Consider the following 21,964-nt stretch of genomic DNA (forward strand, 5'->3'; position numbering starts at 1 on the left):
AGAAGCGAGAGCAATTCATGAAGGCTTATGTCTACGGCCCTGGTGGCGCTACGATTTCCGACGTCGCTCAACCAAAGCCTGAAGGCACGCAGGTGCTGGTCCGGGTCCGCGCCTGTGGCCTCAATCGCGCCGACACCGGCATGCGCAAGGGCCACGCCCATGGCGCGGCCGGCGGCGCCGGCACCGTGCTCGGCATGGAATGGGCCGGCGAGGTCGCCGCGCTCGGACCGGATGCCAAGGGCCTCAAGGTCGGCGACCGCATCATGGGCTCGGGCGGCGCGGCGTTTGCCGAATACACGCTGGCCGATCACGGCCGGCTTTTCCACGCGCCCTCGAACATGAACTTCGAGGAAGCCGCCACCCTGCCCGTCGCACTCGCGACCATGCACAACGCCGTCGTCACCATCGGCGGCGTGCAGCCCGGGCAAGCCGTGCTGATCCAGGGCGCAAGCTCCGGCGTCGGCCTGATGGCGATGCAGATTGCGAAGCTCAAGGGCGCCAGGCTCGTGATCGGCTCCTCGACCGATGCTTATCGCCGCAGCCGGCTGAAGGAGTATGGCGCCGATCTTGCGGTCGACTCCTCTGACCCCTCATGGGTCGACGAGGTGCTGAAGGCGACGAACGGCGAAGGTGTCGACCTCATCGTCGACCAGGTCTCGGGCAAGGTCGCGAACCAGAACCTCGCGGCGACCAAGGTCAAGGGTTGCATCGTCAATGTCGGCCGGCTCGGCGGCACCCATGCCGATTTCAACTTCGACCTGCACGCGGCCCGCCGCATCGATTATGTCGGCGTCACCTTCCGCACCCGCACCGTCGCGGAGGTCCGTGAGATTTTTGAGGAGGTCCGCAAGGACATCTGGGGCGCCGTCGAGTCGCGAAAGCTGCAGCTGCCGATCGACAAGGTGTTTGCCTTCGACGACATCGACAAGGCCTTCGAGCACATGGAGGCCAACAAGCACCTGGGGAAGATCGTCGTGACGGTGTAGTGGCCGCGACGACCAGAGAGAGCGGCAGCGCACCAGTCTCTCCACTCGTCATGGCCGGGCTTGTCCCGGCCGTCCACGTCTTTGTCGCTCCGAAGAACGTGGATGCCCGGGACAAGTCCGGGCACGACGGAGTTCACCCGCTCCTGCAACTCACTAGCGTCTACGCCTGTGGATCGTCGCTTGATGTTCACCCGCGGCCTGCTAAATCCCCGCCATGAGCTCCCAACACAACAAGACCTCAGTCGCAGCGATCTCGATATTCGCCAGCGGCGGCATGGCGGCGGCCAAGTTCGCGGTCGGGATCGCGATCGGCTCGCTGGCGCTAATCTCCGAGGCGCTGCATTCGTCGATCGACCTGGTCGCCACCATCATCACCTGGGCGGTGGTGCGGGTGTCCGACAAGCCGGCGGACGAAGAGCATCATTACGGCCACGGCAAGCTCGAAAGTGTCTCGGCACTGGGCGTCACCGCCCTGCTCTACGTGCTCGCCGGTGGAATCCTGGTCCAGTCCTACAGCCATCTCCGAGAGGGAGTTGCGCCGCCGACGATCTCCGCCGTCCCTTTCGTCGTGCTGGTGATCGACATCGCCGTCAATTTCTGGCGCGCCCGTGCCCTGCACCGTGCCGCACGGGAGACCAGGAGCCAGGCGCTCGCCGCCGATGCGCTGCATTTCGCCTCCGACGTGATGGGCTCGTTCGCCGTGATCGTGGGCCTGATCCTCGCCGGCCTCGGCTTCTGGTGGGGCGACGCGGCTGCCGCCGCCGCAGTGGCCGTGATGATCGCCCTGCTCGGCCTGCGCATGGCCGGCTCGACCGTGCAGACGCTGGTGGACCGCGCTCCGGAAGGCGCGCATGAGACGGCCACGGCCGCGATCCGCAGCGTGCCGGGCGTGATCGACATCGAGCGGCTCCGCGTGCGCATGGTCGGTGCCACCACGTTTATCGACACGATCGCAAAGGTGCCGCGGACCTACCCCATCGACCGGGTCGAGGACATCAAGCGCAACGCGCAAGCAGCCGTCGAGACGGCCTTCGGCGATACCGACCTCACCTTCACCGCAGTCCCCGTGGCGCGCGACAACGAGACCGTGCGCGACCGCATCATGGTCATCGCCCACAATTCGGGCCTCGCCATCCACCACGTCACCGTGCACGATCTCGGCGCCAAGCTGATCGTCAGCATCGACCTCGAGGTCGACGGGGGGATGCAGCTCTACGCCGCCCATGACGTCGCCAACACGCTGGAACGCAACATCCAGGAAGAGTTCGGCGCAGATGTCGAGGTCGACGTCCACATCGAGCCGCTGGAACCGGAACTGCCGTTCGGGGTCGATGCCGAACCGGAACGGGTGCGGGCCATCGCCGCAGCCTTGACGGAATATGCCGCCAGCGGCGAGATCCACGACATCCATAATGTTCGCGTCCGCAACACCGACGCCGGCGAGATCGTGAATTTCCACTGCCGCGCCGAGCCGTCGATGAGCGTGATCAAGGTGCACGAGCATGTCGATGCGATCGAGCGCGCGTTGCGGCGCGCGTTCCCGAGCGTGAAGCGCGTCATCAGTCACGCCGAACCGCCGCGCGCGTGACAGAGAATGTGCGAGGAGTCACACGTTCTCGTTTCGGACTCGCCGCGCACGTAAGTTTGCGGACGCACGACGCACAAACTGCGCGTTGGATAAGAATAAATTCGCGTTAACGATTCGTTGACTCTCGACAGCCCGCGAAATCTGGATTCAAATCGACCATGATTCGGAAGCGATGTGGGGCTGCTTCCGAAGTCCAGTTGCAAGCAGGTTTCCAGGGGGCTTTAGGCATGTCGCGTGCAGACGCCGCGAACGCGTGCGTCCAATCCGATTCGATCAAAGGATTGGCGCAATCGATCGCGAAACCTGCCTATCATCGGCTCCTGATAGCGGAGCCTGCGCTGCGCCGCGCCGTGCCGACGCTCATCATCGCATTCCTGATCACGATCTGCCTCGGCGCGTTCGTGCAGGTCGTCGACCAGACGCGCCAGAAGCGGCTGGTGATCCGCCACGACATCTCGGCGCTCGCCGACCTGCTCGCCGAGCGTATCGACCGCCTCACCTCCGGGCGACAGGAGCGGCTGAAGAACATCGAGAGCCTCCCGGCGTTGCTGCCCGACCTCATTCCAACCTGGGGCACCGCCTCGGGCCGCCACGTCATCGTCACCTCGGCTGGAATCGACCGCCGCATCCTCGCTCGCATCCCGATCGACAGCGATCCCTCGGGCAACGACCGCCTGCTCGACGCAATCACGACGGCGCAACTGCTGGCGGCACCGCCGCGCGACGACAACATCTCCGATATGACGCTGCCGAACGGCAACGCCGCAATGGCGACCGCGCGGCAGATCAAATCGTTGCCCGGCTTCGTGACCGTGATCCAGGAGCGCAACGAGCCGATCTGGGGCTCGGACGCCGCGCTATCGGTGACGCTGTCGGCCACCACCGGCTTCGTGGTCCTGATCCTCGGCTTCGCCTTCCACTGGCAGTCCACCCGTGCCCGCGAGGGCGACCTGATCAACGACGCCGTGCGCGGCCGGATCGACACCGCGCTCAACCGCGGCCGCTGCGGGCTGTGGGACTGGGACCTGTCGCGCGGCCGCATCTTCTGGTCGCAGTCAATGTTTTCAATGCTCGGCCTCGACGGCCGCAACGAGCTCCTCACCTTCGGCGAGGTCAACGCGCTGGTGAAGTCCGACGACATCGACCTGTTCGAGATCGCCGACCAGCTCATCTCCGAGAAGATCGACCACATCGACCAGACCTTCCGCATGCAGCATGTCGACGGCCACTGGATCTGGCTCCGCGTCCGCTGCGAGAAGACCAGCGGCGCGACCGATTCCAGCGTTCACCTGATCGGGATCGCGGTCGACATCACCGAGCAGAAGAGCCTCGCCGAGCGGACCGTGGAAGCCGATTTGCGCCTGCGCGACGCGATCGAGACCATTCCCGAAGCCTTCGTCCTGTGGGACGCCAGCGACCGCTTGGTGCTCTGCAATTCGCACTTCCAGCGCCTGCACAAGCTGCCCGACAGCGCCGTCATCCCCGGCACCTCCTACGAGACCGTGCTGGAGGTCGGCCGCATGCCGGAGGTTCGCACCCGGCACAACGAGACTGCGAGCCAGGGCCCCGGTGCGCGGACCTTCGAGGCGCAGCTCGACGACGGCAGCTGGCTGCACATCAGCGAGCGCCGCACCAAGGACGGCGGCTACGTCTCGGTCGGCACCGACATCACCCGCATCAAGGAGCACGAGCAGAAGCTGGTCGACAACGATCTACGCCTGCGCGCCACCGTCATCGACCTTAAGCGCTCGCAGGCAGCCCTGGAGCGCCAGGCGGGCGAACTCGCCGATCTCGCCGAGAAATACCAGCGCGAGAAGACCCGCGCCGAGGAAGCCAACCAGACCAAGTCGAAATTCCTCGCCAATATGAGCCACGAGCTGCGCACGCCGCTGAACGCGATCATCGGCTTTTCCGAAATCATGGGCTCGGGCATGTTCGGCGAGCTCGGCTCGGAGAAGTACCAGGAATACTGCCACGACATCCTGACCAGCGGGCATTACCTGCTCGAAGTCATCAACGACATCCTCGACATGTCCAAGATCGAGGCCGGCCGCATGAAGCTCGACATGGAAGAGCTCGACCTGGCGCAGACGCTGGCGGAATCCCTGCGGGTCGTCACCGGCCGCGCGCAGGACAAGCACCTGACGCTCGACGCCGACATCGCAAAGTCCATCTCCGTCGTCGCCGACCGTCGCGCCACCAAGCAGATCATCGTCAATTTGCTCTCCAACGCCGTGAAGTTCACGCCCGACGGCGGACGCATCGTGGTGCGCAGCCGGCAGCTCGACGACAGGATCGTGCTGATGATCGCCGACACCGGCATCGGCATCGCGCCGCATTCGCTGGCGCGGCTCGGCCGCCCCTTCGAGCAAGTCGAGAGCCAGCTCACCAAGACCTATCACGGCTCGGGACTGGGGTTGGCGATCGCCCGCTCGCTGGCGCAGCTTCATGGCGGCTCGATGCGGCTGCGCTCCAAACTCGAGGTCGGCACCGTCGTGCGCGTCACCCTGCCCCGCAACGCGATCAAGTCGGCGTCCGGAATATCGGCCGCGGCCTGAATTCTACGATTGCAGCGACGGCGCGACTTCTCGCGCGACATTGACCAGCGCCGCGATCAGCGGCGTCATCGGATCACGCTGCGGGATCACCATGCCGATGCTGTAATTGACATCGGGATCGATGATCGGGATCGAGCGCACCGTATCGGACAGGCCGAGCGTCTCGGCGAGCTTGGCCGGCATCACGCTGGCCCAGCGCCCCGTCTTCACATGCGTGAACAGCACCAGCAGCGAATTCGAGGTCAAGGTCGGCGTCGCCTCGGCGCCGACCGAACGTAACGCGCGGTCGATGATGCGGCGGTTCTGCATGTCGGGCGTCAGCAGGCACAGCGGCACCTGTCCGACCTCCCGCCACGTCACCGTCTCGCGATCACCGAACATTCCATCCGGCGCGGTGAGCAGACGATAGCTCTCGCTGTAGAGCGGAATGGTGCGCACCTTGCCGATCGGCTCGTTCTCGATATAGGTCAGGCCTGCATCCACCTCGAGATTCTCGAGCAACCCCAGCACCTCGGATGAGGTGGTGGACTGGATGCGGAAACGCACCTCGGGATGCCTGGCGCGGAACGGCGTCGTCAGCGCAGCGACCATACCGAGCACGGTCGGGATTGCCGCAATTCGGATCTCGCCGGAGAGCTGATGCTTCAGCCCGTTGATCTCGTCACGCATCGCGCGGGCATCGCCCACGATCCGCCGCGCCCAATCCAGCGCCCGCTCGCCTTCCGGCGTAAAACCCTGGAAGCGGGAGCCGCGCTGGACCAACATCACGCCGAGGATCTCCTCGAGCTGCTTCAGCCCGGTCGACATCGTCGGTTGCGTCACGCCGCACATTTCGGCGGCCCGGCCGAAATGCCGTTCCTTCGCCAGCGCCAGCAATAGTTCAAGCTTGTCGAGCAACCGTTCGTTCCCTCGGATCGTATGGTGGCATGCAAGCTAGCATGCCCTACCCCTTGCGACACGCAAAAACCGCCACGAATGCCTAGCGCTGCATCCAGCGCGTCGCCGCGACGCCCGCGGCGCGGGCTTGGAGCCGAACGTGCGGGAGGCGCTCACCTCGCTGAAGCCGACGACGACGTCCCTTCCAGCAGCGCCCTGAAGACACGGCGCACCTCGCTCTGCGTCTCCTTCACGCGCGCCTCCAGCGAGGAGAAATGCGGCGCATCGCCGGCGCGTGCCATCACGCGCAGAAGGTCGGTGCCGGCGGTCTCCGGCTTGAACCGGTCGCTGACGCAGAGCCGCAGGATCTGCGTCAGGTCGTGATACAGCCGCGCCGCGGCCCGCAATATCTCGGTCTCCGATTGCGCCAGCACGCCCAGCCTGCATGCATTTTCCAGCACCTGCATGGTGCCGGCGTCGAGAATCTCCGGCTTCTCGTGCGCATGCACGAGCTGGAGATATTGCGCGATGAAATCGATGTCGACCATGCCGCCGGCGGCATATTTGAGATCCCAGCAATCGGCCTCGCCCTTCTCCTGGGCGATCGCGCGCCGCATGTCGGCAACATCGTTGGCGATGATTCCGGGATCGCGGCGGCGGGTCAGGACATCGCGGATGACGCGCTCGATCCGTTCCCGGAATTCGGGCGAAGCGGACACGACGCGCGCGCGCGTCAGCGCCATGTGCTCCCAGGTCCAGGCCTCGTTGGCCTGGTAGTCCGCGAACGAGACGAGGCTCGAGGCCACAGGGCCGGCACGCCCCGAGGGGCGCAGCCGCATGTCGATCTCGTAGAGCACTCCGTAATTGGTGCGCGTCGTGAACGCGCTGATCAGGCGTTGGGTGAAACGCGCGAAGTAATGTGCACCTTGCAGCGACTTCGCACCGTCGGAGTCCGGACTGTCGCCGTCGAAATCGTAAAGCAGGATCAGGTCGAGATCGGACGACGCGGTCATCTCGCGGCTGCCGAGCCGGCCCATCGCGATGATCGCGGTCTCCTGCCCCTTGATCCGGCCATGCTGGGCGGCGAAGCGGTCGGCGACGAGGCCATGCACGGTATGGACGATGCCCTCGGCGACGTCAGCAAAGGCCGTGCTCGCTTGCTGCGCCGAGACCGTGCCCGAGAGAATGCGCGTGCCGATCAGGAACAGGCTCTCCTGCCCGAACAGGCGCAGGCGGTCGAGGAACTCTTCGTAAGAGCCGGCATCCTGCACCGTGCTCGCAAGCCGCCCCGACAATTCCTGCCTGTCGGGCATGGCACCGAAGAAGCGCGGATCGATCAGGCCGTCCATGAGCTGCGGCTGCCGCGCCAGCATCTCGCCGAGTCGGGGCGCCGCGCCCAGCACCAGGGCGACCAGTGCGACGAGATCGCGGTTCTGCCCGAGCAGCGTGATCAGCCGGCCGCCGCGCTGAAGCGCTCCAAGGAAATGGTCGAACGCCACGACGGCCCGATCCGGCTCCTCGGCATGAGCGAGACCGTCGATGAGAGCCGGCACGAATTCGACGAATGCGTTGCGCGTCGCTTCGACGCGGAACACGCGGTACTCGCCGGTGATCCAGTCACGCACGGTCTGCGCGACGGCGGCAGGCTTCTTGAAGCCGAGCGTGGCCAGATACTGAAGCAGCCGCGGATCGTCGGGACCCGCACTGTAGTCGAGCGCCGGCAGCTTGGCCGTGCCGGTCGGATCGTCGCCTTCGAACAGTTTTTCGTAGTGGCCCTGGACGATCTCGAGCTGCCGCAGAAGGTCGCGGGCAAAGGCCTCGCGATCCGGATAGCCGAAGAACCAGGCGAAACGCTCGACCGCCTCCTTGTCCTCGGGCAGCGTGTGGGTCTGCTCGTCTGCGATCATCTGGAGGCGATGCTCGACCCGGCGCAGGAATTGGTAGGCCGTGGTCAGCTCGTCACGCGCCGAAACCGTGATCCAGTTGCTGGAAGCAAGCACGCCGAGCGCGGCGAGCGTCGGCCGCACACGCAGTTCGGGATGTCGCCCCCCGGCGATCAATTGCTGGGTCTGGGCGAAGAACTCGATCTCGCGGATTCCGCCGCGCCCGACCTTCACGTTATGCCCTTCGACCGCAACCTCGCTCTGGCCGCGATAGGTCTGCATCTGCCGCTTCATGTCGTGAACGTCGGCAAGCGCGGCAAAGTCGAGATGCTTGCGCCAGACGAAGGGCGCGATCTCCGCGAGTAGCGCCGCGCCCGCCCTGGGATCGCCGGCGCAGACTCGCGCCTTGATCATCGCGGCGCGCTCCCAGGTACGCCCTTCCCGCTCATAATAGTTCAGCGCGGCATCGCGCGAAATCGCCACCTGCGTCGAGGATGGATCGGGACGCAGGCGCAGATCGACGCGGAAGACGTAGCCGTCATAAGTGCGCTGCTGGAGAATGCGTGCCATCCCCTGCGTCACCCTCACGAAGAACGGCTGGGGTTCGATATCCGCGGCAAGCGTCGTATTGTCGGGATCGAAGAACACGATGAGATCGATGTCGCTGGAATAGTTCAGCTCGCCTGCGCCCATCTTGCCCATCGCAAGCACGATCAGCCCGCAGCCCTCCTCCGGCGCCTCGGGATTGGGCGGCGAGAGCTTGCCGCGCGCGGCTTCCTGCCGCAGGAGGTATTGAAGCGCCGCCCGCACCGAGGCCACCGCGAGATCGGTGAGCGCTGCGGTCACCCGCATCACCGGCCAGACCCCGCCGATGTCGCACAGTGCGATCAGGAGCGCGGCCTCCGCCTTCATGCGGCGAAGCAGCCGCATCACCTCGGCTTCATCGGATGCCGCGAGCACGGCGCCGTTCGCCTCCGCGATCAGCGTGGCGAGATGCGCATCCGGATCGCATTCCAGCAGCCGGATCAGGCGCTGCGGATCAGCGCGCAGCAGCTCAAACAGATAAGGCGAGAATTCCGCGATGCCGGCCAGGATGTCCCGCGCGAAGCGGTGAGCCAGCAGCGTTTCAAGACGGGTGAATTGCGCTGGCTCGAGCTCGGCCAGCCAGCTTTCAAAACGTCCTTGGTCGGTGACGGAAGCGGCAATATGGGGAGCCTCCGCGAAGCGTGCGGCAAGTCTCTCACCATGCTTGTCCGCGTTTCCCGGCGCGGAGTGGTTCATGCCACCTTCTGTGGCACATCCGGCATTGGCGGAGCAACCCTGTCGCCCGCGCGCGCCGGCAGCACCAGCGTGGCGACAAGACCGGGCTGGGCGTCACCCAACCTTAACTCACCGCCATGCAATGTCGCGACCGCGGAGGCGAGACTGAGACCGAGGCCGGATCCAGGCAGCGTGCGGCTCGCTTCCAGCCGCACGAATCGTTCCACCACATGCTTGCGGTCGCCTTCGGGGATTCCGGGACCGCGATCGGTGACGCTGAGCAGCACCTGATCGCCCTCGCGCCTCGATTCGATCGTGATCTGCCTGCCCTCCATGCTGACCACGGTTCCCGCGGATTGCGCGACCGGCTTGCCGTATTTGATCGCATTCTCGACAAGATTGGCGAGGGCCTGGCTGATCAATTCGCGGTTGGCGTGAACCGGGGTCGGCTCGCACCTGACCTTCAAAGTCATGCCGTCGTCTTCGGCCAGCGGCTCGTAGAGTTCGTGAATGCCGTTGGCGACATCGGCCGCGTCGAAATCATCCATGTTGCCGCGCGCCTGCCCGGACTCGGCGCGCGCGATCATCAGAAGCGCGTTGAAGGTACGGATCAGCCCGTCGGATTCCTCGATGGTCCGTTCCAGCGCGGCGCGGTAATCGGCCTCGCCGCCGGATTTCGCCAGCGCCTCCTCGGCGCGGTTGCGAAGTCGCGTCAGCGGCGTCTTGAGATCGTGGGCGATGTTGTCGGAGACCTCCTTCAGCCCCGCCATCAGCGCCTCGATCCGCTCCAGCATGGCGTTGAGATTTTCGGCGAGGCGGTCGAGCTCGTCGCCACTGCGCCCTACCGGCAGGCGTTCGCTGAGATCGCCGGTCATGATCCGATGGGCGGTGCCGCTCATCGCATCAATGCGCCTCAAAACCCTGCGCGCCACAAAGATGCCGCCGCCCAGGCCGAGCACAACGACGATCAGGATCGACCATTGCGCGGCCTTCGCCACGATGCCGAACAGCCGTCGCCGTTCGGCCAGATCGCGTCCGATCAGAAGCCGGAAGCCGTTTTCCAGTTCGGTGACGCGGACGAGCGCAAGGTGGTCGCGATCGTCGGTGTCCTCGATACGCCGGTAGGCGGTCTCGGACCAGCCGCGCTTCGCCATCACGCCGGGCGCCAGCGAGCCGACATTGCCGGCGATCGCCTGCCCGGTCGGCGTCGTCACGAGATAGAGGTTGGCACCCGGACGCAGCGCCCGGTACTCGATCGCGAGCACGAGAGCGCGCAAGCCGCGGCGGCCGTAGATCTCGCTGATCTCCGAGGTCTCGGCATTGACCGTCTGCGTGATCTCCTCGGTGATCAGCCGCCGCGTATTCCAGGCGAAATAGGCCAGCAGCGAGGCCGCGAACATCGCGAACAACAGCAAATAGACCAGCGTCAGCCGGAATGCCGTGGTGCGGACGAGTTTACCGAATGCCGTCACGGATCATGTATCCCGCGCCGCGGATCGTGTGCAGCAGCGGCCGCTCAAAACCCTTGTCGATCTTGGAGCGCAGCCGCGAAATGTGCACGTCGATGACGTTGGTCTGCGGATCGAAATGATAGTCCCAGACGTTCTCCAGCAGCATGGTGCGGGTCACCACCTGGCCCGCATGCTTCATGAGGTATTCGAGCAGGCGGAATTCGCGCGGCTGGAGCGTCAGCTCGTCCTTGCCGCGCGCGACGCGATGGGAGAGCCGGTCGAGCTCGAGATCGCCGACGCGGTACAGCGTGTCCTCGGCCGGACCGCCGCGGCGGCGCGACAGCACCTCGACCCGGGCCAACAGCTCGGCGAAGGAATAGGGTTTCGGCAGATAATCGTCGCCGCCAGCGCGCAGGCCCTTGATGCGGTCGTCGACCTGGCCGAGCGCCGAGAGAATCAGCACTGGCGTCGAATCGTCCTTGTCGCGGAGCGCGCCGATCACCGACAGGCCGTCGCGCTTGGGCAGCATGCGGTCGACCACCAGCACGTCGTAATCGCCGTTCTCGGCCATGGCAAGGCCTTCCTCGCCGTCGGCGGCGTGGTCGGCAATGTGCCCGACCTCACGAAAAGCCTTCACGAGGTAGTCGGCGGATTCGCGGTCGTCTTCGATGATGAGGAGGCGCATCGTGCGTTCGGCAACGGTCAAGGGAGTGAACCTTCTCTAAACATGGCGCGAGCGGCAATCGCATGCAAGCCGAGTGAGAGACTCTGGCATCGAGAAAAAGGCGGGCGGTGAAGCTGGGGGGACTTCACCGCCCTAGGCCTTCCGACGGAGGGGGGCGTATTCCACCGGAAGGTAGATAGGGGAAGCAAACGTTGCGCTGCTCCCCCGAAGGGCGCCGTCGGCGGGGGCGACTGATGCCGGCGACACCCTTCATCTCGGAGGCCTCCTGAGGCCGAGCCCTTGGTTAGCCCTTCGCGATGGGCACGGCGACGAAGCGCGACTGACCGCCGCTCTTCACCCGCATCAGGACGCTGTTCTTGTTGTCAGTCCGCGCCGTGTTGATGGCGTCGCGAACTTCGCCGGCGGTGCTCACGCTCTTGCCGCCGACTTCGAGAATCACGTCACCTTCCTTGAAGCCGCGTTCGGCTGCGGCGCTCTTCGGATCGACTTCGGTGACCACGACGCCTTCCTTGCCGGCGCCGGCCACGGAATCGGCGGGCGCGACGGTCATGCCGAGCTTGGGCACGTCGGTGCCGCGGCTCGCGCCCTTGCCGCTGTCCTTGTCGATGTCGGCCTTTGCTTCGATCGTGTTCGGCAGCTGGCCGAGGGTGAGGTTCACCACCTTGTCCTGGCCCTTGTGCAGCACGTTGAGCTTCACGGTCGCGCCGGGCGCCAGGCCGCCAATGGTGCGGGCGAGCTCGCGCGCGTCCTTGACCGATTCGCCGTTGACCGACGTGATCACGTCACCGGACTCGATGCCGGCCTTGGCCGCCGGACCATTCGCCTGCGGCTCCGCAACCAGCGCACCTTCGGCCTTCTTCATGCCGAGGCTGTCTGCGATGTCGGGTGTCACCGGCTGGATCTGCACGCCGATCCAGCCGCGGCTGACCGAGCCCTTGTCCTTGAGCTGCGCCACCACGCTCTTCACGGTGCTGGCGGGGATCGAGAACGCGATGCCGACGCTGCCGCCGGAAGGCGAGTAGATCGCGGTGTTGACGCCCATCACCTCACCATTGGTGTCGAACGCGGGACCGCCGGAATTGCCCTTGTTCACGGGGGCGTCGATCTGGATGAAATCGTCGTAGGGGCCGTTGCCGATGTCGCGGCCGCTGGCCGAAACGATGCCGGCAGTCACGGTGCCGCCGAGGCCGAACGGGTTGCCCACCGCGAGCACCCAGTCGCCGATCCGCGGCTTGCCGTCGGCAAGCTTCGCGAACGGGAAGTTCGAGCTGCCCTCGACCTTGATCAAGGCAAGGTCGGTGCGCTGGTCGGTACCGATCACCTTGGCGGTGTAGGTCTTGCCGTCGTCGGTGGTGACCTCGACCTTGTCGGCGCCGTCGACCACGTGGTTGTTGGTCACGGCAAAGCCATCAGCCGAGATGAAGAAGCCGGAGCCCTGGCCCTGCACGACGCGGCCACGACCGCCACCACCCTTCAGGCCCGGGACGCCATCCGGACCGCCGAAGCGGCGGAAGAACCGCTCCATCGGCGAGCCCGGCTGGAACGGCGAGGAGGAATCATCGCCGTCGTCGTTGCTCGCGGTCTTCTCCTTCATGTTGACCTTCACCGAGATCACCGACGGCTTCACGCGCTCGACAATGTCGGCGAAACCGATCGGGCGTTCGACCTTGCGGACCTCGTTGTTGACCTGCGCAAGCGCCGGGGTCGAGAACAGGTCGGCGGGCGAGGTTGACGTGCCGAAGCCGTAGACGGCGGCGCCGAGGCCGGCGACGACCGAGGCCATCAGCGCGATCTTGCGGGCCGAGAAAACGGGCCGGCGGGGCTGCCGGTAGGACGGAAGGTTCGAGAGGTCGGAACGGTCGGTCATGCAGAGATCTCCAGGGCCTTGAAATCCATTTGGCGCCTGACGGCGGCACCTTACGGACCTGAAGATGGGGGCTGTCGCCTTACCGTGCGCTGGCGGCGGGGTTAAACTTTTGTAATGAACCGGACATGCGGATGCGGCAGTTTATCGCGGCCAAAAACTAGTGAACCTGCAGGAACTTAACCAAGTTCCAGGAACCCCCGCGCAGTGCCGGCTTGATGCGCGCAGCAACGTAGCTAGCTGGATTTGGCTTCATCCGCCATCAATGCGGCGAGCCGCGCTTCCTCGTCGGGCGTGAGCGGCGGAGCCGGTAGGTCTGCACCATTTCGCGCGCGCCGGCGGATTTGCAGCCATAGCGCCAGGCTGCCGCCAATCAGCAGCAACGGCGCGAGCAGCCACAGCAGCATGTTCTGGCGCTCGAAGCGCGGCTTGAGCAGCACGAACTCGCCGTAGCGCGCGACCAGGAAATCGAGCACTTGCGAATTGCTGTCGCCGGCCGCGATACGCTCGCGCACCAGGAGCCGCAAATCGCGCGCCAGCGGCGCATCGGAATCGTCGATCGACTGGTTCTGGCAGACCATGCAGCGCAGCTCACGCGACAGATCGCGTGCACGCGACTCCTTCACCGGATCCGACATGATCTCGTCCGGCTGCACGGCATGCGCCGCAGGCAAGGCCAGCAGCATCAGCGCGATGAACGCGACCATCATTCGGCGCATCAGATCACTCCGCCGGCTGCAGGCGCTGCTTGGCACGCGCCGGTTTCGGCGCGCCGACTCGCAGGCGCCGGTCCGACAGCGATAGCACGCCGCCGAACGCCATCAGCACCGGTCCCCACCAGATCAGCAGCACCAGCGGCTTGTGATAGATGCGCACGGCAATGGCGCCTTCGGCAGTGGCGTCGCCGAGCGAGATGTAGAGCTGGCTGGCGCCGCGCGTCAGCAGCGCGGCCTCGGTGGTCGAGGAGCCGCGGGTGGTGAAGCTGCGCTTGGACGGCGTCATCACGCTGAGCATCTCGCCGTCGTGGCTGACGTTGAATTCGGCGATCATCTCGTGGAAGTTCGGTCCCTGGCGCTGAAACAGGCCGTCCAGCTTGACGTCATAGCCGGCGACATGGGCGACGTCGTTCTGCTTCATCGTCGCGATATATTCGCTGTTCCAGGTGGTCTCGCAGACGATTCCGATCAGCGCAACGCCGAGGCCGGCATGCGCAAATACCGAGCCCCAGGCCGAGCGCGGCAGACCGCGGGCACGATGCAGCGTCGTCGCGAACGGCAGCCGGAACAAGCCGGTTCGTTCGGCCAGATCCGTGACGGCGCCGGCAATGACGAAGACGCCAAGTCCGATTGCCAATGGCGCGAGCGCGCTGCCGCCGCGCACCCAGCCCCAGACCATCGCGACGGCGATAAGCCCGGCAACGCCGGCCGCCAGCAGGCGTTGGGTGACGCCTAGCAGATCGCCGCGTTTCCACGCCAGCATCGGCCCGAACGGCACGGCGAGCAGCAATAGCGTGAACAGCGGAGCGAAGGTGAGATTGTAGAACGGCGCGCCGACCGACATCTTGAAATCGGCGAGCATCTCCATCGCCAGCGGATAGAGCGTGCCGAACAGCACCACCGCGCAGGCCACAGTGAGCAGCAGATTGTTCAGCACCAGCGCACCCTCGCGCGAGATCGGTGCAAACAGGCCGCCCTGCTTCAACGACGTCGCGCGCCCCGCGAACAGCGACAGGCTGCCCCCGATGAACAGGCAGAGAATCAGGAGAATGAACACCCCGCGGGTTGGATCGGTCGCGAAGGCATGCACCGAGGTGATGACCCCCGAGCGCACCAGGAAGGTCCCAAGCAGCGATAGCGAGAAGGTCAAGATCGACAAGAGGATGGTCCAGACCTTCAGCGCGTTGCGCTTCTCCATCACCAGAGCCGAATGAAGCAGCGCGGTGCCGGCAAGCCAAGGCATCAGCGAGGCGTTCTCGACCGGGTCCCAGAACCACCAGCCGCCCCAACCCAGTTCGTAATAGGCCCAGTACGAGCCCATGGCGATACCGAGCGTCAGGAAGATCCAGGCGACCAGCGTCCACGGCCGCACCCAACGCGCCCAGGCGGCATCGATCCGCCCCTCCAGCAACGCCGCGATCGCGAAGGAAAACGAAATTGAGAAGCCGACATAGCCGAGATAGAGCATCGGCGGATGCACGGCGAGACCGATGTCCTGAAGCACCGGATTGAGATCGCGTCCCTCGATCGGCGGGTTGGTGATGCGCAGGAACGGGTTGGAGGTCACCAGGATGAAGAGATAGAAGGCGCTGGCGATCCACGCCTGTACGGCCAGCACGTGCGCGCGCAGCGACAGCGGCAGATTGTTGCCGAAGGCCGCGACCAATCCGCCGAACAGCGCGAGGATCGACACCCACAAGAGCATCGAGCCTTCATGGTTTCCCCACACGCCAGTGATCTTGTAGAGCAGCGGCTTCATGGAGTGGGAATTCTCGTAGACGTTGACGACGGAGAAGTCCGACTCCACGTGCAGCATCACAAGCGCGATGAACGACGCACCGACGAACAGAAGCTGCGCCAGCGCAGTGGAGCGCGCCACATTCATCAGCGCGTCATCGCGCAGCCGCGCGCCGATCAGGGGCACGATGGACTGGATCAGTGCCAGTCCGAGCGCCAGCACCAGCGCGTAATGTCCTGACTCCGCGATCACCGAACTGCTCCCTGCGGATTGCCCTGCGCGGTCGTGGCCGCGGGCTTGACGCCGTCGGAAGCTTTGGCGCCGTAATCATCCTTCCAGTGCCCCTGCTTCTTCAGGGCATCGGCGACGTCCTTTGGCATGTAGGTCTCGTCGTGCTTGGCGAGCACGGTGTCGGCCTTGAACACGCCGTCAGCATCGAGCGCGCCTTCGGCGACGACGCCCTGCCCTTCGCGGAACAGATCGGGCAAAATGCCCTTGAAGGCGACCGGAAGCTTTGCGCCGCCGTCGGCGACCTCGAAGGTCACAGCGAGATTGTCGCCGCGCTGGAGCGAGCCGGGCTGCACCAGGCCGCCGAGGCGAAACCGCTTGCCGGGCGCAACGTGCTTCTCGGCGACCATGGTCGGCGTCGAGAAGAACACGATGGAATCGCGCAGAGCGTTGAGCACCAGCGCGGCCGCGAGGGCGAGCACGGCAAGCGAGCCGCCGATGATGGTCATACGTCGCTGCTTGCGCGTCATGGCGTATCCATTCCCTGCCCGTCTCGTCCTGACATCATCATCCGTCGAGCCCGAGTGTCTTGAGGCCTTCATCAAGCTGGCGCAACCGTGCTGCATCGTTGGCAACCGCCTGGCGGGCATCGGTCGATGCCCCCACCGCCTTGTCGCGATCACCCATGACGAGATAGGCGCGCACCAGGCGCAGCCAACCCTCGACGTCGTCGCCGTTCTGCTTGAGGCGCGTGGCGAGCCGTTCGACCATGCCGCGAACCATCGCGTTGCGATCGACCTCTTTCATGTCCTTGGAAGCTGCGAGGGTCTCATCCGACAGCGCCGGCATCGTCGCGCCACCGCCACCGACCCGCGCGAGCGAGGTCTGCACCAGAGGTCGCCACGGCGCATCCGCCGGCGCTTTCGCCAGCAGCGCGCGCCAGATATTGGCGGCATCGGCCTTGCGGCCGTCCTGCTCGGCGGCGAGACCGAGAAAATAGTTCGCCTTGGGGTCGTCGGCGCTGAGCGCGCGCGCGCGCTCGAACTCGGTCTTGGCTTCGGCGGTCACGACGCCGCCGGCGGCGGCCGAGATCGCTTCGCCGAGATCGGACCGGCGCTCCGCGCTCTCGCCATTGTAGGTGAGCGAGTTGCGATAGGCGCGCACGGCGTCGTCGAAGCGACCGAGCCGTTCCAGCACGGGCGCGATCACGTTCCAGCCGCGCCCGTCGGTCGGATTCTTTTCCAGATGTTGCTCGACCTGTACGACCAGATTCTCGAGCGACTGCGCCATGCCGGACCCGGATCCGCGCTCCCGCTGCGCCAGTGGAAAGTCCTGAAGCCTGGGCGAGCCGAGCGGCACATAGACACCAATCGCAACCAGCGGCAGGCCGGCAAGCGCCAGCACGGCCGCCGCGCGGCGCCATTTGAGGCTGGATTTCGGTGCCGTTGCGGGCTCGCTGCCGGCCGCGGCAAGCAGCCTGCGGCTGACCTCGACGCGCGCGGCCTCGGCTTCGGGCGCGGCGATCAGCCCTGCGGCAAGATCACGCTCGATCTCGGCGAGTTGGTCCTTGTAGACCGCGACCTCGCTGCCCTGATTTTGCGCGCGTCCGCTACGGCCGAGCGGCAAAAGCACGGCGAAGATCGCCGCGACCGTCATCAGCGCGAACACGAACCATAGCATCATCTGGCAAGCTTCCGGCAGCGCGCAAGCCGCGCCCACAGGTCGCTTTACACCACGGCCGGACGATGCGGCAATTGACAATTGTCAATTCGGCGCGACCGCGCACAGTCCCGAAATGGTGAAAATCCAACGGCTTAGCCGATCTCGAAGTCCGCGCTTTGAGCGGCGTCCTCGCCATGCCCGTTGAAGGCCTTCAGGAAATATGTTCCCGGCTCGATAGCGTCGGGCAATCTGATGCGCAACGCCCCGACGGGAACGGGTGATGCAACCCTGGTGACGGTCTCAGGAAGCTGCCGACCGCTTGCCTTCTCGACCAGCACCACCTTCGCGCCGACCATCAGCCTTTGATATTTGGCAACAACGACGCGATTCTCGATTTCGATGGAACTGATAACGGATTTCATGCGCCCACAGATAGAAATATAAAAAACCTGCACGGCGACCGTAGGGCCAGCCACCGACACCGTCAACCTGAAATTGTGACTACTGAAATATGCGCCTGGATCAGCTAGCGCGCGACGATTTGCGCTCGCCCGTGGCCGCGTTCTCCGCGGCGCGGCTCATCAGCGAGGCATAATCATCGCCGAACAGCACCTGGCAGAAGCGGATCGCGGCCTGCACCTGCTGCTGCCGATAGGTGCGGACCTTGTGATCGGCGCCGCGCAGCGACTGCACCAGCTGCTCAGTCGAACGCTCGACATATTGCTGGAGGTCGGAATAGGTGCGCAGTGTCACCTCGTTGATCGCAAGCTCGCTCGCATAATTGCGGCAGGTGGCGACGAAATCGATCAGCGCGACGGTTTCCTCGACCTCGGTGCTGTCGATCCGCGCGCCCGGCGGAATGTCCTTCTCGGCGCGCTGGCGCAGGATGCGGCGGACGCGGCCGGGAACACTGTCGATCTCGGATTGCAGCGCGTTAGAGATGTCGGCCCGGATCGAGGTCAACTGCTTGCCCCAGGCGGAATCGTTGCGCAGGTCGAGCTCGGTACGCAGGCCTCGCACGCCGTCGTGCAGCGTCTTGAGATTGGCGGCGACATTGTCGAAATGGCCGCGCTTGATGTCCATGCGCAGGATGGCCGCCACGCAGGACAGATCATGCAGCGCGATCGTGACGGCGACGCCATAGGGCGTTGCCGCAACACGGATCTCGTCGTCGGATGCGGCAATCTTGATGGCGAGGCGGATGATCTGCCACGGCGCGGTCATCCGCTGCACGACGATGGAGAGCGCGAAGGGCAGCATCTGCGGGGTCTGGAGGACGGGAATGTTGAGCGCTGCAGTCACCGATGCGATCTGGGCATCGCCGAAGGCGCGCAAAGAGCGCGGCAGCTTCTCGTTCAAGGTGGCAATGGCGTCGCGGACCGCGAGCACCGCCCCGCTCGAATAGAAGTCCTCGATCACGTTGGGCGGGCCAACGCGTGCGAGCGCACGCGACTTGTCGCCCCCGCCCGGCCCCGTCAGCTCGAAGATGGCATCCGCAGCGACCGCCTGGAGCTTCGAGGTCAGCGCTTCGACCTGGCCTGCGCTGTCGGCCGGCGTGCGCGCCAGCGCCGCCTCGAGTTCCTTCAGCTTGTCCGGAGCACCGTCGCGGCCGAGCCATTGCCAGATCGGAGCCAGCGAGGAGCGGCGGACCTGCCCGACCCGGATCGGAGCGCCTGCTTCGACGAGGAATGGTTCCAGCACCTGGAACAGCAGCCGCGACAGATCGTCCGTACGCGGCGGTGCGGCCTCGTCGGCTTCCGTCTTGCGGACAATCTTGCGCAGCTGATCGAGCACGAGGGTTGCCACGGCCGTGTCCTGGCCGCGCTCGAGCGCACGCTCGAACTCTCGCATCAGCAGCGCCTGCGCCTGCGGCGGGAGCTGCGCGAGATAGTCCCTCAGCCGCTCGATCGATGTCTGGCTCATGCGCCCGGGTAATGAACGGTAAATGGCGGACGTGGGATCCGTCCTCCTCGATCATAGGTGGGGCCACTTAAGAAGCCGTTTAGGAAGTCGCTCCGAATACCCCTGGTTTCGTCCGGATCGGGGTGCCGCAAGCCAAATAGTCGCGTCGGAACAAGGGATTATATTCCGGGGAGGACCAGCTCCGCCCGCAGGCCCCCCGTCGGTGCGCGGCCGAGGGAGAGGCTGCCGCCATAGAGCGCAGCGAGCTCGGTCACGATCGACAGTCCCAGGCCCGATCCGGGCTTGGACTCGTCGAGCCGCTGGCCGCGCCGTGAGACCTGGGTGCGCTCGGCCTCCGACAGGCCGCGGCCGTCATCGTCGACGATGATATGCAGCCGCGGACCGATGCTCGCCTGCTGCGGCGCTTCCGCCAGAACTTCGATGAAGACCCGCGACGCCGCCCATTTGCAGGCGTTGTCGACGAGGTTGCCGACCATCTCCTCCAGATCCTGCCGCTCGCCGCGAAATTTCGCCGACGGATCGGCCTCGGCCTCGACCACGATGCCGCGGCCGCGGTGGATCTTCTCCATGGTCCGCCGCAGTGCCTCGATGGCCGGTGCCACCTCCGTCACCGTCGCAACGACCGAGACCCGCGCCGCGATGCGCGCGCGCTCGAGATGATGGGCGACCTGGTCGCGCATCACGTCGGCCTGCTCCATCACCTTGGCCGCGAACGGATCGGTGGCATGCGCGCCGGCCTCGTTCACGATGACCGAGAGCGGCGTCTTGATGGCGTGGGCGAGATTGCCGACATGGGTGCGCGCGCGCTCCACGATCTCGCGATTGGCGTCGATCAGCGCGTTGGTCTCGCGCGCCAGCGGTGCGATCTCGACCGGGAACTCGCCCTCGAGCCGCTCCGCCCGCCCGGACCGGATGTCGGCGATGGATTCGGAGATGCGCTTGAGCGGCGCGAGACCGAAGCGGACCTGAAACACGGTGGTCAGCAGCAACACGATACCGAGCGCGGTGAAGGTGCCGCCGAGGTAGTAATCGAAACTGCGCGTCTCGTCGAAAATCTCGGTGTCGTCACCGGCGACACTGACGAGAAATTTGCCGTCCGCGCCGAGATCGACCGGCCGCTCCACCATGCGCAGGTTCTGTCCCTCTGGACCGTCGACATAAGCGATCCGGATGCCCGCGGCTGTGAGCTCGGTGCCCTGCTCTTCAAGCTTTGGCAGCTTCTTGTCCCAGAGCGAGCGCGAGGAGCGCACCTCCGGCTTTTCGGTGTCGGTCCGCGTGATCTGCCAGTACCAGCCGGACAACGGCAATTCGAACAAGGGCTCGCCGAGCGACTGGAACTGGCGGTCCGGCGGCTCGTCGGGGGTGGCGACCTCGGCGATCAGCGTGCGGAGATAGAGATTGAGCCGGCGGTCGAAGGCGCGCTCGGTGGCGTTCTTGTAGACCGACGACAGCACCACGCCGGTGATGGCCAGGATCACGACGAGCCACGCGGTCGCCGACAGAAACAGGCGGTTCGCAAGCGAGCTGGCGGGCATCGGAATGATCCCGGAGGCGCGGGGTGGCATGGCGTCGGAACTCATGACCCGAACAAGGCCCCTGCTGCGCCGCCCGTCAAGCCAAGATACGTCTAGACGAGATAGTTCGAGACACCGCGCTTCAAGCGCCGGGGGCCGGCGGGGTCAGGAGATAGCCGAGGCCACGGACAGTCTGGATGATGTCGACGTCGAGCTTCTTGCGGATGCGGCCGACGAAGACCTCGATCGTGTTGGAGTCGCGGTCGAAGTCCTGGTCGTAGAGATGCTCGACCAGCTCGGTACGGGACACGACACGCCCCGAATGGTGCATCAAGTAGGCCAGAAGCCGATATTCGTGCGACGTCATCTTGATGGGATTACCCGACACGCTGACCCGGCCGGTCCTGGTGTCGAGCGTGACGGGGCCGCAGGTCAGCTCGCTCTGGGCGTGGCCGGTGGAGCGGCGCAGCAGCGCGCGGATCCGCGCCAGCACCTCCTCCAGGTGGAACGGCTTTGCGACATAGTCGTCGGCACCGGCATCGAAGCCCTGGACCTTGTCGCTCCAGCGGTCGCGCGCGGTGAGGATCAGGACCGGCATGGTGCGGCCGTTGCGCCGCCAGGCCTCCAGCACCGAGATGCCGTCCTTCTTCGGCAGGCCGATGTCGAGCACCACGGCATCGTAGGGCTCGTTGTCACCGAGAAAATGCCCCTCCTCCCCGTCGAAGGCGCGATCGACGACATAGCCGGCGTCGGTCAGCGCCTTGGTAAGCTGGCGATTGAGATCGGGGTCGTCCTCAACGACGAGCAGGCGCACGCTTCTCTCCAGAATTAGGCCGCATGAACACCTGCACAGATGAGCAATTCCGGCGTGAACTGAATATGAACACCGGGGAACCGGCCGCGTTACTTTTTGGTCATATCCGACCAGTTCGCAGTCAACGCACTGCGCCCGCCATGCCACCGGACGAACCGACGGCATGGCGGGCGCAATGTGCCGCGTTACGCGGCGAGTCGGAAGGTGCAAACCGTCCG

The 21,964-nt window shown here is 65.6% G+C and carries 16 protein-coding genes; 3 read left to right on the forward strand and 13 right to left on the reverse strand.

Translation table 11 applies throughout. The features are described from left to right. The first annotated feature begins 17 nt into the window (after window positions 1-17). The 3 genes from IVB50_RS39280 to IVB50_RS39290 all read left to right on the forward strand — a co-directional run bounded on the left by IVB50_RS39280 (window position 18) and on the right by IVB50_RS39290 (window position 5,132). Window positions 18-986, forward strand: coding sequence for a zinc-binding dehydrogenase (locus IVB50_RS39280; RefSeq protein WP_018458567.1), 969 nt, complete (start codon window positions 18-20; stop codon window positions 984-986). A gap of 214 nt (window positions 987-1,200) precedes the next feature. Then, on the forward strand, window positions 1,201-2,574 hold the full coding sequence (locus tag IVB50_RS39285) for a cation-efflux pump (protein WP_085362399.1): 1,374 nt from the start codon (window positions 1,201-1,203) through the stop codon (window positions 2,572-2,574). Between the two features lie 227 nt (window positions 2,575-2,801). Beyond that, window positions 2,802-5,132: a PAS domain-containing sensor histidine kinase gene (locus IVB50_RS39290; RefSeq protein WP_018458565.1), complete on the forward strand. Its 2,331-nt coding sequence runs from the start codon at window positions 2,802-2,804 to the stop codon at window positions 5,130-5,132. A 3-nt stretch (window positions 5,133-5,135) separates the two neighbouring features. Here the strand turns inward: IVB50_RS39290 and IVB50_RS39295 are convergent, their stop codons facing one another. From IVB50_RS39295 to IVB50_RS39355, 13 genes are all read right to left on the reverse strand, one after another. Continuing rightward, the gene (locus IVB50_RS39295; protein ID WP_018458564.1) at window positions 5,136-6,029 is read right to left on the reverse strand and encodes a LysR family transcriptional regulator; all 894 of its coding nucleotides are present in this window, start codon (window positions 6,027-6,029) and stop codon (window positions 5,136-5,138) included. Between the two features lie 152 nt (window positions 6,030-6,181). After that, entirely contained in the window at window positions 6,182-9,172 is a 2,991-nt protein-coding gene (locus IVB50_RS39300) for a bifunctional [glutamine synthetase] adenylyltransferase/[glutamine synthetase]-adenylyl-L-tyrosine phosphorylase (RefSeq protein ID WP_247300167.1), read from the reverse strand. Beyond that, window positions 9,169-10,623, reverse strand: a complete 1,455-nt coding sequence (locus IVB50_RS39305) for an ATP-binding protein (protein ID WP_018458562.1) — start codon at window positions 10,621-10,623, stop codon at window positions 9,169-9,171. The genes IVB50_RS39300 and IVB50_RS39305 overlap by 4 nt, the downstream gene beginning before the upstream one ends. Next, complete coding sequence (locus IVB50_RS39310; RefSeq protein ID WP_035969420.1) at window positions 10,607-11,287, reverse strand: response regulator transcription factor; 681 nt, start codon at window positions 11,285-11,287, stop codon at window positions 10,607-10,609. The genes IVB50_RS39305 and IVB50_RS39310 overlap by 17 nt, the downstream gene beginning before the upstream one ends. 283 nt (window positions 11,288-11,570) lie before the next feature. Then, window positions 11,571-13,154: a Do family serine endopeptidase gene (locus IVB50_RS39315; protein ID WP_018458561.1), complete on the reverse strand. Its 1,584-nt coding sequence runs from the start codon at window positions 13,152-13,154 to the stop codon at window positions 11,571-11,573. A gap of 233 nt (window positions 13,155-13,387) precedes the next feature. Further along, window positions 13,388-13,870 carry a cytochrome c-type biogenesis protein gene (locus IVB50_RS39320; protein WP_026233610.1) on the reverse strand — a complete coding sequence of 161 codons (483 nt, stop codon included), beginning with the start codon at window positions 13,868-13,870 and terminating at the stop codon, window positions 13,388-13,390. Window positions 13,871-13,874: 4 nt separating this feature from the next. Next, complete coding sequence (locus IVB50_RS39325; RefSeq protein ID WP_018458559.1) at window positions 13,875-15,857, reverse strand: heme lyase CcmF/NrfE family subunit; 1,983 nt, start codon at window positions 15,855-15,857, stop codon at window positions 13,875-13,877. Next, window positions 15,854-16,363 carry a cytochrome c maturation protein CcmE gene (gene ccmE / locus IVB50_RS39330; protein WP_026233609.1) on the reverse strand — a complete coding sequence of 170 codons (510 nt, stop codon included), beginning with the start codon at window positions 16,361-16,363 and terminating at the stop codon, window positions 15,854-15,856. The genes IVB50_RS39325 and ccmE overlap by 4 nt, the downstream gene beginning before the upstream one ends. A 37-nt stretch (window positions 16,364-16,400) precedes the next feature. Next, the gene (gene ccmI / locus IVB50_RS39335) at window positions 16,401-17,516 is read right to left on the reverse strand and encodes a c-type cytochrome biogenesis protein CcmI (RefSeq protein WP_026233608.1); all 1,116 of its coding nucleotides are present in this window, start codon (window positions 17,514-17,516) and stop codon (window positions 16,401-16,403) included. A 131-nt stretch (window positions 17,517-17,647) separates the two neighbouring features. Next, entirely contained in the window at window positions 17,648-17,917 is a 270-nt protein-coding gene (locus tag IVB50_RS39340; RefSeq protein WP_007593394.1) for a hypothetical protein, read from the reverse strand. A gap of 100 nt (window positions 17,918-18,017) precedes the next feature. Continuing rightward, window positions 18,018-19,418, reverse strand: coding sequence for a hypothetical protein (locus tag IVB50_RS39345; protein WP_018458556.1), 1,401 nt, complete (start codon window positions 19,416-19,418; stop codon window positions 18,018-18,020). 158 nt (window positions 19,419-19,576) lie between these two features. Beyond that, window positions 19,577-20,953 carry a sensor histidine kinase gene (locus tag IVB50_RS39350; protein WP_018458555.1) on the reverse strand — a complete coding sequence of 459 codons (1,377 nt, stop codon included), beginning with the start codon at window positions 20,951-20,953 and terminating at the stop codon, window positions 19,577-19,579. 121 nt (window positions 20,954-21,074) lie between these two features. After that, window positions 21,075-21,746: a response regulator transcription factor gene (locus IVB50_RS39355; protein ID WP_018458554.1), complete on the reverse strand. Its 672-nt coding sequence runs from the start codon at window positions 21,744-21,746 to the stop codon at window positions 21,075-21,077. Between the last annotated feature and the right edge of the window lie 218 nt (window positions 21,747-21,964).

The sequence above is a fragment of the Bradyrhizobium sp. 87 genome, assembly GCF_023073015.1.
GTDB lineage: Bacteria > Pseudomonadota > Alphaproteobacteria > Rhizobiales > Xanthobacteraceae > Bradyrhizobium > Bradyrhizobium canariense_D.

Coding starts and splice junctions, on each gene's coding strand:
- IVB50_RS39280 (WP_018458567.1), top strand. CDS start 18: ATGAAGGCTTATGTCTACGGCCCTGGTGGCGCTACGATTTCCGACGTC.
- IVB50_RS39340 (WP_007593394.1), bottom strand. CDS start 17,917: ATGAAATCCGTTATCAGTTCCATCGAAATCGAGAATCGCGTCGTTGTT.
- IVB50_RS39320 (WP_026233610.1), bottom strand. CDS start 13,870: ATGCGCCGAATGATGGTCGCGTTCATCGCGCTGATGCTGCTGGCCTTG.
- IVB50_RS39300 (WP_247300167.1), bottom strand. CDS start 9,172: ATGAACCACTCCGCGCCGGGAAACGCGGACAAGCATGGTGAGAGACTT.
- ccmE (WP_026233609.1), bottom strand. CDS start 16,363: ATGACGCGCAAGCAGCGACGTATGACCATCATCGGCGGCTCGCTTGCC.
- IVB50_RS39290 (WP_018458565.1), top strand. CDS start 2,802: ATGTCGCGTGCAGACGCCGCGAACGCGTGCGTCCAATCCGATTCGATC.
- IVB50_RS39350 (WP_018458555.1), bottom strand. CDS start 20,953: ATGCCCGCCAGCTCGCTTGCGAACCGCCTGTTTCTGTCGGCGACCGCG.
- IVB50_RS39345 (WP_018458556.1), bottom strand. CDS start 19,418: ATGAGCCAGACATCGATCGAGCGGCTGAGGGACTATCTCGCGCAGCTC.
- IVB50_RS39315 (WP_018458561.1), bottom strand. CDS start 13,154: ATGACCGACCGTTCCGACCTCTCGAACCTTCCGTCCTACCGGCAGCCC.
- IVB50_RS39310 (WP_035969420.1), bottom strand. CDS start 11,287: ATGCGCCTCCTCATCATCGAAGACGACCGCGAATCCGCCGACTACCTC.
- ccmI (WP_026233608.1), bottom strand. CDS start 17,516: ATGATGCTATGGTTCGTGTTCGCGCTGATGACGGTCGCGGCGATCTTC.
- IVB50_RS39285 (WP_085362399.1), top strand. CDS start 1,201: ATGAGCTCCCAACACAACAAGACCTCAGTCGCAGCGATCTCGATATTC.